The sequence below is a fragment of the Lactobacillus sp. UMNPBX15 genome (assembly GCF_002553785.1).
Taxonomy (GTDB): Bacteria; Bacillota; Bacilli; order Lactobacillales; family Lactobacillaceae; genus Lactobacillus; species Lactobacillus crispatus.
This window is the reverse complement of sequence record NZ_PCYV01000043.1, coordinates 1-14,107: the sequence shown is the minus strand read 5'-3', so window position 1 is coordinate 14,107 and position 14,107 is coordinate 1. Positions and strand designations below refer to the sequence as shown.

The 14,107-nt window shown below is 35.3% G+C and carries 14 protein-coding genes and 2 pseudogenes; 13 read left to right on the top strand and 3 right to left on the bottom strand.

Features of this window, described 5'->3' with window-relative positions; all coding sequences use genetic code 11:
* Positions 1–30: 30 nt before the first annotated feature.
* A complete protein-coding gene (locus CP366_RS09445; RefSeq protein ID WP_089148074.1) occupies positions 31–1,086 on the bottom strand; it encodes a DUF871 domain-containing protein in 1,056 nt (351 codons plus the stop codon).
* A 199-nt stretch (positions 1,087–1,285) separates the two neighbouring features.
* Between CP366_RS09445 and CP366_RS09440 the strand changes: the two are divergent.
* The 3 genes and pseudogenes from CP366_RS09440 (at position 1,286) to CP366_RS10975 (ending at position 2,259) form a co-directional block, all read left to right on the top strand.
* Positions 1,286–1,895 (top strand): annotated as a pseudogene (locus CP366_RS09440) (Bax inhibitor-1 family protein).
* Between the two features lie 92 nt (positions 1,896–1,987).
* Positions 1,988–2,161 (top strand): hypothetical protein, encoded by a 174-nt coding sequence (locus CP366_RS10980; RefSeq protein ID WP_233186471.1) that lies wholly within the window; start codon positions 1,988–1,990, stop codon positions 2,159–2,161.
* The gene (locus CP366_RS10975) at positions 2,125–2,259 is read left to right on the top strand and encodes an Ada metal-binding domain-containing protein (RefSeq protein ID WP_308197601.1); all 135 of its coding nucleotides are present in this window, start codon (positions 2,125–2,127) and stop codon (positions 2,257–2,259) included. The genes CP366_RS10980 and CP366_RS10975 overlap by 37 nt, the downstream gene beginning before the upstream one ends.
* A gap of 67 nt (positions 2,260–2,326) precedes the next feature.
* On the opposite strand, the gene CP366_RS09430 is transcribed toward CP366_RS10975, so the two are convergent.
* Positions 2,327–4,600 carry an HAD-IC family P-type ATPase gene (locus CP366_RS09430; RefSeq protein ID WP_013086476.1) on the bottom strand — a complete coding sequence of 758 codons (2,274 nt, stop codon included), beginning with the start codon at positions 4,598–4,600 and terminating at the stop codon, positions 2,327–2,329.
* Positions 4,601–4,728: 128 nt separating this feature from the next.
* Here CP366_RS09430 and CP366_RS09425 point away from each other — a divergent pair, with 128 nt between their 5' ends.
* From CP366_RS09425 to CP366_RS09380, 9 genes and pseudogenes are all read left to right on the top strand, one after another.
* Positions 4,729–5,577, top strand: coding sequence for a LysR family transcriptional regulator (locus tag CP366_RS09425; protein WP_057726506.1), 849 nt, complete (start codon positions 4,729–4,731; stop codon positions 5,575–5,577).
* A gap of 73 nt (positions 5,578–5,650) precedes the next feature.
* Positions 5,651–6,880 carry an arginine deiminase gene (gene arcA / locus CP366_RS09420; RefSeq protein ID WP_089148075.1) on the top strand — a complete coding sequence of 410 codons (1,230 nt, stop codon included), beginning with the start codon at positions 5,651–5,653 and terminating at the stop codon, positions 6,878–6,880.
* Between the two features lie 10 nt (positions 6,881–6,890).
* Positions 6,891–8,282: pseudogene (gene argF / locus CP366_RS10970) on the top strand (ornithine carbamoyltransferase).
* A 13-nt stretch (positions 8,283–8,295) separates the two neighbouring features.
* Positions 8,296–8,832, top strand: coding sequence for a citrate lyase holo-[acyl-carrier protein] synthase (gene citX, locus CP366_RS09405; protein ID WP_089148077.1), 537 nt, complete (start codon positions 8,296–8,298; stop codon positions 8,830–8,832).
* Positions 8,833–8,947: 115 nt separating this feature from the next.
* Positions 8,948–10,114, top strand: coding sequence for an enhanced intracellular survival protein Eis (eis, locus tag CP366_RS09400; protein WP_089148078.1), 1,167 nt, complete (start codon positions 8,948–8,950; stop codon positions 10,112–10,114).
* A 15-nt stretch (positions 10,115–10,129) separates the two neighbouring features.
* The gene (locus CP366_RS10820; protein WP_005719234.1) at positions 10,130–10,291 is read left to right on the top strand and encodes a hypothetical protein; all 162 of its coding nucleotides are present in this window, start codon (positions 10,130–10,132) and stop codon (positions 10,289–10,291) included.
* Entirely contained in the window at positions 10,281–10,898 is a 618-nt protein-coding gene (locus tag CP366_RS09390; RefSeq protein WP_013086467.1) for a LysR family transcriptional regulator substrate-binding protein, read from the top strand. Before CP366_RS10820 ends, CP366_RS09390 begins: the two co-directional genes overlap by 11 nt.
* Before the next feature lie 89 nt (positions 10,899–10,987).
* Positions 10,988–11,536, top strand: a complete 549-nt coding sequence (locus tag CP366_RS09385; protein ID WP_005719232.1) for a hypothetical protein — start codon at positions 10,988–10,990, stop codon at positions 11,534–11,536.
* 95 nt (positions 11,537–11,631) lie between these two features.
* Entirely contained in the window at positions 11,632–12,294 is a 663-nt protein-coding gene (locus CP366_RS09380) for a putative quinol monooxygenase (RefSeq protein ID WP_089148079.1), read from the top strand.
* A gap of 98 nt (positions 12,295–12,392) precedes the next feature.
* On the opposite strand, the gene CP366_RS11090 is transcribed toward CP366_RS09380, so the two are convergent.
* Positions 12,393–12,521, bottom strand: coding sequence for a hypothetical protein (locus CP366_RS11090; RefSeq protein WP_005719230.1), 129 nt, complete (start codon positions 12,519–12,521; stop codon positions 12,393–12,395).
* Positions 12,522–12,864: 343 nt separating this feature from the next.
* Here CP366_RS11090 and CP366_RS09375 point away from each other — a divergent pair, with 343 nt between their 5' ends.
* Positions 12,865–13,902, top strand: a complete 1,038-nt coding sequence (locus CP366_RS09375) for a hypothetical protein (RefSeq protein WP_089148080.1) — start codon at positions 12,865–12,867, stop codon at positions 13,900–13,902.
* The last annotated feature ends 205 nt before the right edge of the window (positions 13,903–14,107 follow it).

The window sequence follows — 14,107 nt, the reverse complement described above, 5'->3', positions numbered from 1 at the left end:
ATACGAGAAAGGAACTCCTTTTTCTAATGTTTAAAGAAATAAATTTAAGGAATCATTCATCCTTACACAAACTATTTTACAGTCTCGCGGTTCTTTATGCGGTTCAAGGACAATTTGTAATTCATTTTTATAATGACCAAAATTATCATTGCCAATAATAACGTCACCGCGTTGAAATTCTACTTCGTTATCATGGATAGGATTAGGAATATCTTTATAGGTAACTCGCTGCATAGTTGAGCGAATAACCGCCTTAGTTAGGTCACCTCGGCGGAAGTGTTGTGGCTTTTCAACTATTGTTTTTTCAATTTCGTTAATGTCAGATACATAATTTACGTGTAATTTTAACTGATAGCGATTTAATTCAAAGAGTGCTTTAAGTTCCGCTTCACTAGCATAGGCGTTGCCAATAATTACATCATCAATCATATTTGAAGCAAATAAATGCATTGCTTGTACTTCGATTGGTAAATCGCGGTCTTCTTCTAAAGTAGGGAGGCCATCTTCAACATTCCAAGGACCAACTTTGCCAACTTGACTAGAGACAAAAGCAGCAGAGTGAATGCCAAAATTTTTAAAACGTGTACTACAATCTAAGAAGAAATCATAAGGTAGAGCCGTGCCGCGCTGTGGATAAAAATTATGGCAGCCATAGATGAAAGGTTGGCTGGCTTGATAAGATAAAATATTGTTGAGGTAGTCAGCATTATTACTCATGTTAAGTTCAATAATTAGGCCATAAGGATTGTATGAAAGCATGGCCTCTGTTGCACCGTCAAAAGCTTCATCAAGCCGAATACCAGCTGCACCGATATCTGCAAAAAATTTCAGATCTGAATAATCAATTTCTAATTTCTTAAAGAGCTGAGGTGATACATCAAGAAAAGTTTGGTAGCCTAATTTATTGCCGTAGTCAATAATCTTCTTATATTTAGCTGGAGTTTCTTCAGGGCTACCTTGTACCTCAAGCATACTCATAAAAATACGAGTAAAGCCGTATTTATGACCTAGTTCTAAGTATTTCGTATTATCTTCAAAGTTGGTATGATCTGGATAAATGGACAGACCAAGTGATCTCATTGTCATAAAAGTACCTCTTTCTTATTAATATGTCTATACCAATTAGATCAAGCTTAGCATTATAGGTCTAGTCCAAAGCAAGAAAAGCAGTGAAATAATACGCTCAAAATATAGTATGCTGATAGCAATTCGTCTCGTTACTTTTTCAGTAAACCAGGTGTTATATTAGGTGTACAGAGTATGTTTAAAAAGAGGGAAAATCAAGATGGAAAATTGTGATCAAGAGTCTGAGCGACGACAAGTGGATGCACTTGGGTTAAATCTTTTTTTGAGTAGAATATATGGCCTTGGCGGTTTTTATTTCAGCTACCAGTGCTTATCTAACAATGACGGTTTTTGCTAGATCATTTGCTAGCTTTATTGCGGCTCATCAATGGGAAGTGTGGCTTTTAATTTTACTGCCAATTGTTTATGGCGTTACTTTTGCTTTTCTTACCGAGGCTTATAGCGGACACAATGTTGCTTCGGCTACTGTTTTTGTCATTATGGCAATTATCGGAACTGTAACTAAAAAAGACCTGAGTCGAATTGGTTCTTATGCTTCCGCTGCTTTAATCGGCTTAATTGTAGCAATGGTAATTAATTTGTTTTTACATAATCCTATAATTGATTATATTTTTTCAACTATTGCGGTCATTATTTTTACTATATTGACGGCATAGGATGCTCAGCGCATGAAGAATATTTATTTACGCTATGGTGATGATATTTCAACTAATGGACTAGCAGTGCTGGGTGCACTGCAGTTATATCTTGACTTTGTTAACTTGTTTTTACAATTTCTAGATATTTTTAGCGCAAGTGAAAGTAATTAAAATTTGACTTTATGTTAATTCAAATGAAATAAGCACAATCTAATATATAAGCGTATGCTACGAAGATATAGTTATTATTAGGAAGGTTTTTAATGAAAAAATGCAAAAATTTGTTGATGGCAATTGTTGCATTATTAACGTTAGTTGGGGAAATTAGTGTTATACCTGCGAATCTACAGAATACATCTTATCGTAAAAAAGAAGGCGTAAGCAACATGACAGGACTAAAATTGTTGGTAATAAGCGATCAAAAATATTTCATGTAATGCGTGGACATAATTACCGAATGAATCGCGAAAATGCAATTTTCTTTAAGAGCAAAGCAGCGGCTCGTGCGGCGGGATATCGTGAGTCAAAAAGGTAAACGAAAAGCACTTCCAAGAATGTAATTTCTTAGAAGCGCTTTTTTAATGCAAAATTGAATTAATAATCTATCTGTTTTTCATCACAGGTTGGTAAATTAAGTCGATTATTATGGCAGCAATAATCGCTACAATTACGGTGATTGCTAGATTTTGAATAGAAATTTGGACCATTGCCCAACCACAAAGAGCTAAGATAAAGGTCAATAGAACATCTGCAATTTGAACACTACCAACCAACTTGGATGGGTAATCTTGCCAAAAGTACTTACGAGTTCTAGTAATCAAAACAATCAACATTGCGCTAAGAACTAGGTATACGTAAACCATAGTAGAAACAGCACCGTGACTCCAACCGTGTGTGTTTAAGAACCAAACAAACCCAATACCGATTAAAGTCCAACCAGCAGCTAGTGAAAAGGCGATCTTAGCAAGCTTAGCCATATTCCAGTTTTCTGGCTTATAAGTAATGTGAGTCCGGTCGGTCCCAATCATCATCGTAACCATATTGTTCATAATGGTATAGATAACCATTGCATTCAAGGCCATTGGGATGTAGTCAAAGAAAAGATAGCCAAAAGTTAACAGCATCGTTAATTCAGCAGTTCTAGCAAGCTTGGTTAGTGACCAAGTAGTCATTCTTTGGTATACGCGATGTCCAGCGTCTAAAATTTTAACAATTGAGCCTAGACCATCGTCTAGTAATACCATTTTACCCGAACGCTTAGCTACGTCAGCAGCATTTGAAACCGCGATTCCTACTTCAGCTTGTTTTAATGCAGGTGCGTCGTTAACTCCGTCACCAGTCATCCCTACGATATAGCCTTTTTCTTGGAAAAGCTTTACCATCTTGAGTTTATCTTCTGGTAAAACATCAGCAATACCGGCCAAATCATTAATATCAGTATTTTCATTGAAATCGTGAATCGAAATTACTTCACCAGTTAAATCAACTTGTTCTGCCACTGCAGCAGCGGTCTTTTGATTGTCACCAGTTAACATAATTGGGCGAACGCCACGTTTCTTGAGTTCAGCCAAAGCTGCTTTAGAGTCTGTTCTAACTTTATCTTGTAAGATGAAGACACCAGCTAACTTATCGTCAATCAAGACTGCCACTGAGCGTCCTGCCTTGAAATTAATTCCAGAAATTTCTTCATCGGCATGTTTATCGATCAAGGATAATTGCTTAAATGAACCAAGCTTTACATTATGTCCAGCAACATCAGCCATAGAATAACCAGTGTCAGAAGTAAATGGAGTAAAGTTTTCAGCATTCATGACTGGAATGTTATTTTCTACTAAGTATTCATCGATTGCTGTATCGATAATACCAGCATTACGTTTATCAGTTGCGGCTCCAGCTAAAGCAAGCACGTCTTTATCAGGCAAGTCACTTAGATCAGTCCAAGCGGCTACGGCAGTTTTGTTTTCCGTAATTGTTCCAGTCTTATCAAGTAAAAGCAAGTTCAAGTTAGCTGCGTCCTGAATTCCAGTTAGGTCAGAAGTCAGGACTCCTTCTTTACTTAAGCGGGTTGCTTCAAATGAGTTGGATAAAGCAAAAGTTGATGGCATTGCTACAGGAATTGAAGCAATAAACATCATTGCCAGGAATGGCAACATATTAATAAAGGTATTGAAATTACCGCCTTTGAAGAAGGAGGCGATAATAATAACTAAGGTTAAAACACCATCTAGTAAGCAAAGGTAGTAGATAATCTTAGTCAAAAGTTGTTGTAAGTGACCAGGAGCAGCGGAATTGTTGATCAAATTAATCGTCTTACCGCTTCTAGAATCTTTACCTGTAGCAGTAACAACAGCTAGGCCATCACCTTCAACAACTGTAGTACCGGCAAAGGCGGTGTCATCAATTGCTTTCTTAACTGGTTTAGATTCACCTGTAATTGAGCTTTCATCACAAGCTAAGTTACCGTCAACAATTTTAACATCTGCTGCGAGTACGTCCCCGCGTTTAAGTGAGATTAAATCGCCTTTAACTAGTTGTTTAGAATCAAGTTTGATCCACTTGCCATCGCGTTCAACTGATACAGTAGGAGTCAACTTGTGTGAAATATTATTTAAAACTCGTCTTGATTGCTTTTTCTTAGATGCACCGTTAAATGCAGCAAATAAAAGCATCAACAACACGAATAATGATTGGACCCATTTGCCCAAGATACATTCTAGAATTAAAGCAGCTTCTAGAATCCAAGCGGATAGGTTCCATAACTTAGACAAGAATTCTTTAAAGAAATTATATTCAGGCTCTGGTACTTCATTTAAGCCATCTTCTTTTAAGCGCTTGTCTGCTTCGGCTTGAGTTAAGCCGTGAAATTTATCAGACATTATTTTCCCTCCAAATCTACCTTAATAAGGTAGCACAGATATTGCTATGAATAAAATACTAAAATACAATATAAGATATTAAATATTTTAATATCACTATCAATTGAAATAAAAAAAGGATAAATAATATGAATCTAAAACAGTTACGTTATTTTCTAGTTGTAGCAGAAGAAAAGCAGATTACAGCAGCTGCTAAGCGCTTGTATATTGCACAGCCACCATTAAGCTATCAATTAAAACAATTAGAGAAAGAGTTGGGCGCGCAATTATTTAAAAGAACGGCACATGGTATTGAGCTAACTGATGTGGGACAAATTTTTCAAAGCTATGCCAATGAAATTATTTCTCTAGCTCAAAATGCTGAAAACCAAGTACATAAGACTATTTCCGGTGAATTGGGAACGATTGCAATTGGAATGGCATCTTCCTCAACGGGCTTGATACCAATGAATTCTTTTAATGAATTACGAAAATATTATCCGGAAATTTCTTTTGATATTTATGAAGATAATACTTATGGCATCCTGGATAAATTAGAAAAAAAGACAATCGATCTAGGCATTGTACGAACGCCTTACAACCAGACAGGTTTAAATACTAAGACTTTAACAACTGAAAAAATGATGGCTATTAGTGTAGACCCAGATTTTCAGCAAAAAAAAGAATTACGCATTAAAGATCTAGCAGATCAGCCGTTGATTATTTATCGCCGCTTTGAGGATATTTTTAATCAAACTTTTGCACATCATGGGCTTAAGCCATTTTATGCGGTTAAGTGTGATGATTCACGGACAGCAATTACTTGGGCTAAGAGAAAAATGGGAGTAGCGCTAGTACCAGAATCAATTGCGACAACTTATGCCCAAGAAAATATGATCGCAATTAAACATGCTAATTGGATAACACATTTGCAGCTGGTTTGGCGTAAAGATCATCAAGTTACACCTTTAATGAAAAAAATCATTGATGCAATATGATAATACTGTAACTTTTGCCTAATTGATCCATAATCAATGTAAACGGATACAATAATTAATAGAAGGCGGTTGAATGTCGAGTCCGATTCATGTTTATTCAGAAATTGGTAAGTTAAAAACGGTGATGTTACATCGACCGGGAAAAGAACTAGAAAATCTAGCCCCAGATATTTTGCATCGAATGTTAATTGACGATATTCCTTATCTGAAGATTGCCCAAGAAGAACATGATGCTTTTGCGCATGTATTGAGGCAGCAGGGGATCAAAGTATTATATCTTGAGGATTTATTAGCAGAATCTTTAACAGATGAGAAAGTTCGTCGGGCATTCTTAGATCAGTTACTGGATGAATCAAGTATTAAAAAACAGGATCCTTTGCATCAATTATTGCTGAACTATCTCCAAGAATTGCCAACTAAGGAAATGGTAAAAACGGTGATTGCTGGAATTAGAAAAAGTGCGATTCATAATTCTACCCCATCTTTAGCAGATTTGGCTGAGGACCCAGATTACCCTTTTTATCTTGATCCAATGCCAAATGTATATTTTACTCGAGATCAACAGGCTGCAATTGGTTCAGGGATGACCATTAACCGGATGACTTTCAGAGCTAGACGACGTGAATCATTATTTATGGAAACAATTTTGAAAAATCATCCTGATTTCAAGAACGCAACTATTCCAGTTTGGCGTGACCGTTATCATCATGGTCGCCTTGAGGGCGGGGATGAACTAGTTCTAAATAACCATGTGTTAGCTGTAGGTATTTCACAACGCACTTCTGCAACTGCAATTACTGACTTAGCTCATAATTTATTTGATCATTCAAGTTATGATACGATTTTAGCGATTAAGATTCCGCACAATCATGCTATGATGCACCTTGATACAGTTTTTACAATGATTAATTATAATCAATTTACGGTTCATCCCTTTATTTTAGATAAAGCCGGCAAAATTGATATTTATGTTCTACAGCCCGATGATCACAACGGTGTAAAAATCACAGAAAAGAATGATTTGGTGCAGGTTTTGAAAGAAAACTTGCATTTAAGCGAATTGGATTTAATTCCAACTGGCGGTGGTGATCCAATTGCCGCACCACGTGAGCAATGGAATGACGGCTCAAATACCTTGGCAATTGCACCAGGTGAAATCGTTACTTATGATCGTAATTATGTATCCAATGATTTGTTAAGAAAACATGGCATCATCGTTCATGAGATTCGGTCTAGTGAACTCTCACGTGGTCGTGGCGGTCCTAGATGTATGTCGTGTCCGTTGATTCGTGAAGATTTATAAGAGGCAAAAAATGAAATATTTACAAAATGTTTTTCAAGGTAGAAGTTTTCTCGATTGTAAAGACTATACTCCAGCTGAAATTTCATATTTAATTGATTTTGCATTACATTTAAAAGAACTTAAAAAAGAGCATATCCCACATGAATATCTGAAAGGTAAAAATATTGCACTACTTTTTGAAAAAGCCTCAACTAGGACGCGATCTGCTTTTGTAGTAGCTTGTAATGATTTAGGTGCTCATCCAGAATATCTAGGCGCAAGCGAGATCCACTTAGGTAAAAAAGAAAGCGTCAAGGATACGGCTAAAGTCCTAGGCTCAATGTATGATGGAATTGAATATCGCGGTTTTGCTCAAGAAGATGTAGAAGAGCTGGCTAAATATTCTGGCGTTCCTGTTTGGAAATGGGTTAACTGATAAATGGCATCCTACTCAGATGTTGGCAGATTTTATGACCATGAAAGAAAAGTTTGGTCATTTGAAGGGCTTAACTTTAGCTTATGTGGGTGATGGCCGCGATAATGTTGCCGACAGTCTTTTAGTTTGTGGCTCAATGTTAGGTGTTAATGTACATATTGTTACACCCAAGCCTTTGTTTACACATCCTGATGTACAAAAAATTGCTCAAAATTTTGCCCAAGATTCAGGTTCAAAAAATTTGATCACAGATGATATTGCTCAGGGCGTTAAAGGAGCCAATGTTGTTTATACCGATGTTTGGGTTTCGATGGGTGAAATGATTGGTCTGAACGAATTAAATTATTAAAGCCATATACGGTCACAATGAAAATGATGCAAATGACTGGTACACCAGATGACCAATTGATCTTTATGCATTGTTTGCCAGCTTTTCATGATCGAACAACTCAGGTGGGAGAAGAAATCTATGAAAAATATGGCTTAAATGAGATGGAAGTAACTTATGAGGTCTTTAATTCAAAGTATGCTTGGCAATTTACAGAAGCTGAAAATCGATTGCATTCAATTAAAGCAGTGATGGCGGCTACTTTAGGAAATTTATTTATTCCGATTGCCTGTGGCGGTGGTGGCATCCCTGTTATTGTGAAAGATGGGCATCTCAGAGGTGTTGCCGGCGTAATTGATAAAGATTTTTCCGCTGCTAAAATGGCAGAAGATATCAACGCTGATGAATTAGTAATTCTAACAACGGTGGATCATGCATTTTTGAATTATGGCAAAGAAAATCAACAAGCAATTGGTAAAATAAAAGTTGAACAGCTCAAACAATATCTAGCAGCAGGTTATTTCGCAGCTGGGAGTATGAAGCCTAAGATAGAAGCTGCAATTGAATTTGTAGAAAAAACAGGTAATTTAGCAATTATCACCTCTTTGAGCAATGCCAATAAACTAGCAGACGGAGTCGGCACAATCGTTTATAATTAACAGGGTGATAAAAATGAATATTTTTAATGAAGGAAAAAAGCAGGATATTGCCCAAGTTTTAGCAGCTAAAGATAGGCGAGTAGCTGTACAACATAAGATTTTTAATAAGTATCCTAATCAAACTCTAGTCGACATTAAGATGAATATCCCAGGACCAATCAAGAATAATCGCTATTTAACTAAAATGTTTATGTTTGGTATCAATAAGCTGGAAAATGCTTGGACTAACCTAGGTTATCATTTTAAATTGGTGACACAGCTTAATGATGATAGTGGCTGTGAAAACTTCTATGTATTATCTTTGTCAATTGAAAAAGTAAAGCGCTCAACAATTGATTTTGAAGATCAGACATCATTGGGACGTCTCTTTGATGCAGACGTGTTGGTAAAAAATAAACAAGCTGCAATTTCACGCAGAGATTTGGGCAGGCAGCCACGTAAGTGCTTTTTATGTGATCGCCCTTCTAAAGAATGTGCTCGCAGCCGGAGACATTCAGTGGAACAGATGCAGGCATTTATCTCTCAGCTTTATCAAGAATACGTTGCGTAAAATAAACCGGGATTTTATGATTCCGGTTTATTTTTATGAAAAATCTAGTTAAAAATTAAAAAAATGAACTAAAATAGTAATGAATAAATTTATAGATGTACGTATAGGAATAAGCATGAAATTAAAGAAAAATAAGAATAATTTAAAGCAAATTACGGCATTAATTCAATATGCATTTTTGAAAAATAATGATTTGACTAAAGATGAAAATTTTATGAGTCGTTATGATCATAGTACAGGTTATGGCTATTTTGATAAGGAAAAATTAGCTAGCTATATTATGGTTAATCGATTTAAAAGTGATGTTTTTGGGCATCATTTACCGATGGCTGGAATAGGTTATGTAGCTTCATGTCCTGAGTATCGTGGCCAAGGTCATATTTCCCAATTAATGAAAGAAATTTTGCATGACTTACATAGGCAAGATATTCCGTTTGCTAACCTGGCACCATTTTCGGAGAGCTTTTATCGCCAGTACGGGTTTAGCAATAGTATTTATCAAAAAGAATATCGCTTTGATGGAAGCGCATTGCGTAGTTTTAAATTACCACGTTCTGGTCATATAGTGCGTGGCAAGTGGGACAATTTAGCTGTTCAAAATGGTGTGATTCAACTTTATGAACGTCAACTGCATACTAATGATGAACGTAACACGGTTGTACGTGAGGCATGGTGGTGGAATAGACTTGATTCTTATTATCATCACCGCAATGTAGCCGTTTATTTTGACGCGGATGAGCGGCCAATGAGTTACTTGATTTATCGCATTAGAGACAATACTTTTTTAGCTGATGAAATGTACGCAATTACGCCGCAGGGATTACTGAGTATGTTTGGTTTTATGGGTTCGCACGCGGGCAGTGTTAAGCAATTTAAAATGAGTGTACCAGAGAAATCGTTACGAGCTGAACTTTTTCCTGAACAAAACGAACTCCAAGTTGATTTGCGTCCTTATATGATGAGTCGAATTATTGATTTTGAAAAAGTTTTGGCTTGTATGCGGCCAATGCAAGAAGGTGATTTTAATCTGGAAGTCAATAGCGATGAACAGTGTCCTTGGAATATTGGAGTTTGGCAATTAAGTAATCATGGACGTAAGGTAGCGGTAGAACGTAAGGAAGATGCATTGGTTGATTTTTCGGGATCAATTACCGCGTGGACCCAGGTGCTATTAGGTAGACTAACCATGAATGCTGCTGTTAAACTAGGATTAATTACAGATTACCGCATCAAAAAATTAGATTTCGTTAAAGGCGATGTATCATTTTATGATTATTTTTAGTTGTGAGGTTAAAAAATGAGTAAAGAAAAGAAACTCAATTTAATAAAATTATTTGGCATTGTAGTTAGTGGTTTGAATTTGATCTTTTTTGCCTTGATGGCACTTAATAAGCATGAAGATACTAAGGATAAAAGAAGAGTAGCAGAAGAAGGACACGCACCGCTGGATGAAAAATAAAATGACGGAATTAAAGATTGCATATTTTGACCAATTAGGTCGTAAGGAATTAGATCAGGCAGTGCAGCATTTTGTGTTAAAACATCCTAATGTAGATGTAAAACTACTTGCGACTAGTCATGATGGTGCTTTTGCAAAACTGAATGAAGATGAAGCAGACATAGCAATCAATGATTTGCGTGACGAGAATCTTAACTTTGATGAAACAGAATTGACTCAAGCTGGTGTAATGGCAATTTTGCCCAAGGGAATGTATCCTAATGGCATTCAAATGATTGAAAAAGACGAGCTCAATGATATGACTTGTTTTATTGTGGCTAAACCTGAAGAAGAGGTTAGTGAGCTACATTTATTTAAAGATTTGTATCAAATTGGCAGTCAATTCATCGCTTCTAACTCGGTTGAAGAAGCAGCACTGTTGGTCGCCTCTGGGTCTGGCTATTTTATTTTAAATGAGAATACGGCTAGGTTAATTAATACTGCAGATTTGCAGCCACTTTTCTTGCTTGATCATGGTCAGTTAATAAAGCAAAAGATAATGGCTTTTTATAAGTCAAATTCAGCGTTAAGTAGTGAGTTTATAAAACTATTGCAGCAAGAATATTAATCTGTAAAGTTAAAAATATCTTGTCTAAGTACTATAAGATACTGTAAAATATATTATGAAAGCGGATTCATATATTTTACATTCTGGAGATGATTTTTATGCTAAAAAGAACTTTGTTACCTTTAACATCAATGGTACTTGTTTTAGGATTAACTGGTTTGGCTAGTCAAGTTGAGACTGTTGATGCTTCAACTTATGGTAATGGTGTACAGGTTACTATTCCAAAAAAGATGCAGGGTACTTGGTACTCTTATGATCGTAATGCACATAATGGCACAAAGATCACCTTTACTGAACATACTGTTAATGGCAAACCAATATTTACCCAGGAGGCTTCGACAATTAGTGATTACTTCAATGGTAGAATTGCTAACCAGAAGAACTTTGATAAGGTAACGCAAAACTGGATGTCTGGTAAAACTACCAAAATGAAGAATGATACATTCTATGAGATTGATCCGTGGATTACTTTTGAAAATTGGAGTCTTTATCGAGTGGTACCACAAACCATTAATGGTAAAAAGCATAACGTGCTGGTTTATTCTAGTAGATATGATGGTGGTAACTACTTCAGAAGCAAGAAATTAGCTAAAAAAATGAAGGACTACAAGTTTAAGAAAGTTAATTACACGTTATAGTTTTGTGACATCCCTTAACTAAGGGATGTTTTTTACTAATAGACGCGGTAAAATTTAGTATAATAGTGACAAAATTAATTCTTGGAGGAGAAGTTATGAAATTAAAACAAACACCAATTTTGCGTTTATATAAACTAGAAACTAATAAAGAGGATCATGCAAAGTTCGTTAAGGCAGGGCAACATAATATGCTTACTTCTCAAGAAAACGAACCAGGCACATTGTTTATGCAGACAAGTCATGACGAAGAAACTACTAATTTTGTAGTAGAATGCTATCAAGACGAAGCAAGTTATGATACTCATGCTAATTCAAAGCAATTTAAGGATTTTACTGACGTTGCTAAAGATATTTTAACTAGTCGAGTAAAGGTAGAATTGTTTTCGGAATTTATTTTTACAAAGGCAGAAAAACTAGCAGTTACCGGATCAAATGATTATGTTATTTATCTAACTGAAATTGGTGTTTCTTTAGGTAAGGGCGATGAGTTTGCTCATGCTGTAATGAAAGAAATGAAAACGGCAGTCGAAGAAGAAAAAGATATTTTGGCAATGATTGCAGGAACTGTTGCCGATCAACCAAATGAATGGTTAGCTATTGAAGTTTATCGTAATAATGAAGCTTACAAGCAGCACTTGGAAACTAAGAACTTCAAAGAGTATTTGAATAATACAAAATATTGTGTTGAAAGTAAGAGTTTACGTAAGTTGCAACCAGATGTAATTGTTGACCAAGGTGCAATTTTCTACCAACCATAAAGAATAAGACGAAAAGAAGACCAGGCTATGTGGAGTACATAACCTGGTCTTTCTAGTTAGAGGGGAAAAAGATTTATTAACATATATTATTCTGGTTTTTAGTGGCGATGTTTTACCTTTGCTACTGCTGGTTTATTAATTAATACTGAGCTGATGGCCATTAAACCAAGCGTTAAAAATGATCCACCAATTAAGAGTAGTTTAATCAAGGTTCTCATTCCTTTCATCTTAATTGATCTTATAATAGCGAAATAATATTAAGAATTTATATGTAAAACCTAATGGATTAGTTAAGAAAATAAAACTAGAAAAAAGGCTGGTTAGCACGTAAAATAGAAATAGAGTCAAAGTCTAGTGCAACTGCGCATAAAATAAAGCAGTATCGATGGGATGCTGCTTGTTTTGGTTAAAAAATAGAGAATATGCTTGTAGCCCTTTTCGTAAATAGCGTTAATGTTGTAAAATGGAAAGTGCATTAAGTTTATTAATGAGAAAATTGATGTATTATTGCAAAAAAGGCCGTAATGGCCCTTTTTGTTGTGAAAAAACTAAAAGAATATAGGATTGGAAATGCCAGGAATAGTAGAGCAAACATTATTAGAACAACAAAATATTGATTTAAATGAAATGGTAACAATGAATCAAATGATTGATCAATTGTTGCCTAATGCAAGTAAAGAATTACAACAAAAACTAAAGATTAAAATTTATAACTTTGTGCGTACACGTAAACAACCAAGTATTACTGTGCGAAGAAGAAAATATTTTAAGCCGGCTGTTGCTAAATTAATTATTGGTAATGTACAAGATTACGCAGATGCAATTGAACGTCGTGCTAAGGAAGCCCCAGCTAAAGAGGATGCTACTGATAAGAAGCCAGCTTCTAAATCTAAGCGGGTTAGGACAATTACTAAGCGTAAGATTTTAGCTAAAGTTATAAAGAATGATAAGATTGATAAATCTATTCAAAAGAAATTAGAAGATAAGATTGCTTCAATTGTGAAGACCAACTTTATTAAGCCAGTTAACAAGCGGGGAAGTTTTTCGGTTGAAGATGGTGAAAAAGTTATAGCTGAACTTAGTCCTTTTTATCAAAATATCAAGATTGATCAAAAGTATCGCAAGAATGCTGAAAAAGCGGCTGAAAATAAGGAAACAGAAACTAAAGAAAAGCCTGAGCAACATTCTAAGGATCAGAATGAAAGTCGTGAAGGTCAATCTAAGGACTTTGAGCGTAAGAATAATCAGAAGAATAGCAATAATCGAAATAATAATCAAACGCAAAATCAACGTAAGCGACAAAATAAGCATCCTTTTGAGATCAGAAGAGAAAATAATAACCGCTCACGTAATAATCAGTCTAACCGCCGCTATAATAATCGAAATAATTATGATAATCGAAATAATTATGAATTTGATGAAGCTAGCGGTTTGCGTGAACGCTACAATACAGTAATCAGAAATTACAATCAACTGGAGCAAAGATATAATGCTTTGCAAGATAAATATAATCAGGCTTTAGATGATAAAGCTAGATTGATCGAAGAAATGGGCAAGAAGAACGAAGACTTACGTCGTGTATTGATCGACGTTTTGCGAAAAATGTAGTTTTTGGTAAAGAAAGAGACTAGTAGTCAATTTGAATTGATTACTAGTCTTATTTTATGTTTATGAAATATGATTTAGCTTAAAAATTAAAAAAAATATGTGTAAAAAATTATTTTTGTGAGACTGTAAAATAGTTTGTGTAAGGATGAATGATTCCTTAAATTTATTTCTTTAAACATTAGAAAAAGGAGTTCCTTTCTCGTAT

Excerpts from the sequence above, each read along its gene's own strand:
- CP366_RS10820 (WP_005719234.1), top strand. The coding sequence starts at position 10,130 with ATGAGTAAAGAAAAGAAACTCAATTTAATAAAATTATTTGGCATTGTA.
- CP366_RS09425 (WP_057726506.1), top strand. The coding sequence starts at position 4,729 with ATGAATCTAAAACAGTTACGTTATTTTCTAGTTGTAGCAGAAGAAAAG.
- CP366_RS09430 (WP_013086476.1), bottom strand. The coding sequence starts at position 4,600 with ATGTCTGATAAATTTCACGGCTTAACTCAAGCCGAAGCAGACAAGCGC.
- CP366_RS09375 (WP_089148080.1), top strand. The coding sequence starts at position 12,865 with ATGCCAGGAATAGTAGAGCAAACATTATTAGAACAACAAAATATTGAT.
- CP366_RS09385 (WP_005719232.1), top strand. The coding sequence starts at position 10,988 with ATGATTTTTATGCTAAAAAGAACTTTGTTACCTTTAACATCAATGGTA.
- citX (WP_089148077.1), top strand. The coding sequence starts at position 8,296 with ATGAATATTTTTAATGAAGGAAAAAAGCAGGATATTGCCCAAGTTTTA.
- CP366_RS09445 (WP_089148074.1), bottom strand. The coding sequence starts at position 1,086 with ATGACAATGAGATCACTTGGTCTGTCCATTTATCCAGATCATACCAAC.
- CP366_RS11090 (WP_005719230.1), bottom strand. The coding sequence starts at position 12,521 with ATGAAAGGAATGAGAACCTTGATTAAACTACTCTTAATTGGTGGATCA.
- CP366_RS10980 (WP_233186471.1), top strand. The coding sequence starts at position 1,988 with ATGAAAAAATGCAAAAATTTGTTGATGGCAATTGTTGCATTATTAACG.
- CP366_RS09390 (WP_013086467.1), top strand. The coding sequence starts at position 10,281 with ATGAAAAATAAAATGACGGAATTAAAGATTGCATATTTTGACCAATTA.
- CP366_RS09380 (WP_089148079.1), top strand. The coding sequence starts at position 11,632 with ATGAAATTAAAACAAACACCAATTTTGCGTTTATATAAACTAGAAACT.
- arcA (WP_089148075.1), top strand. The coding sequence starts at position 5,651 with ATGTCGAGTCCGATTCATGTTTATTCAGAAATTGGTAAGTTAAAAACG.
- eis (WP_089148078.1), top strand. The coding sequence starts at position 8,948 with ATGAAATTAAAGAAAAATAAGAATAATTTAAAGCAAATTACGGCATTA.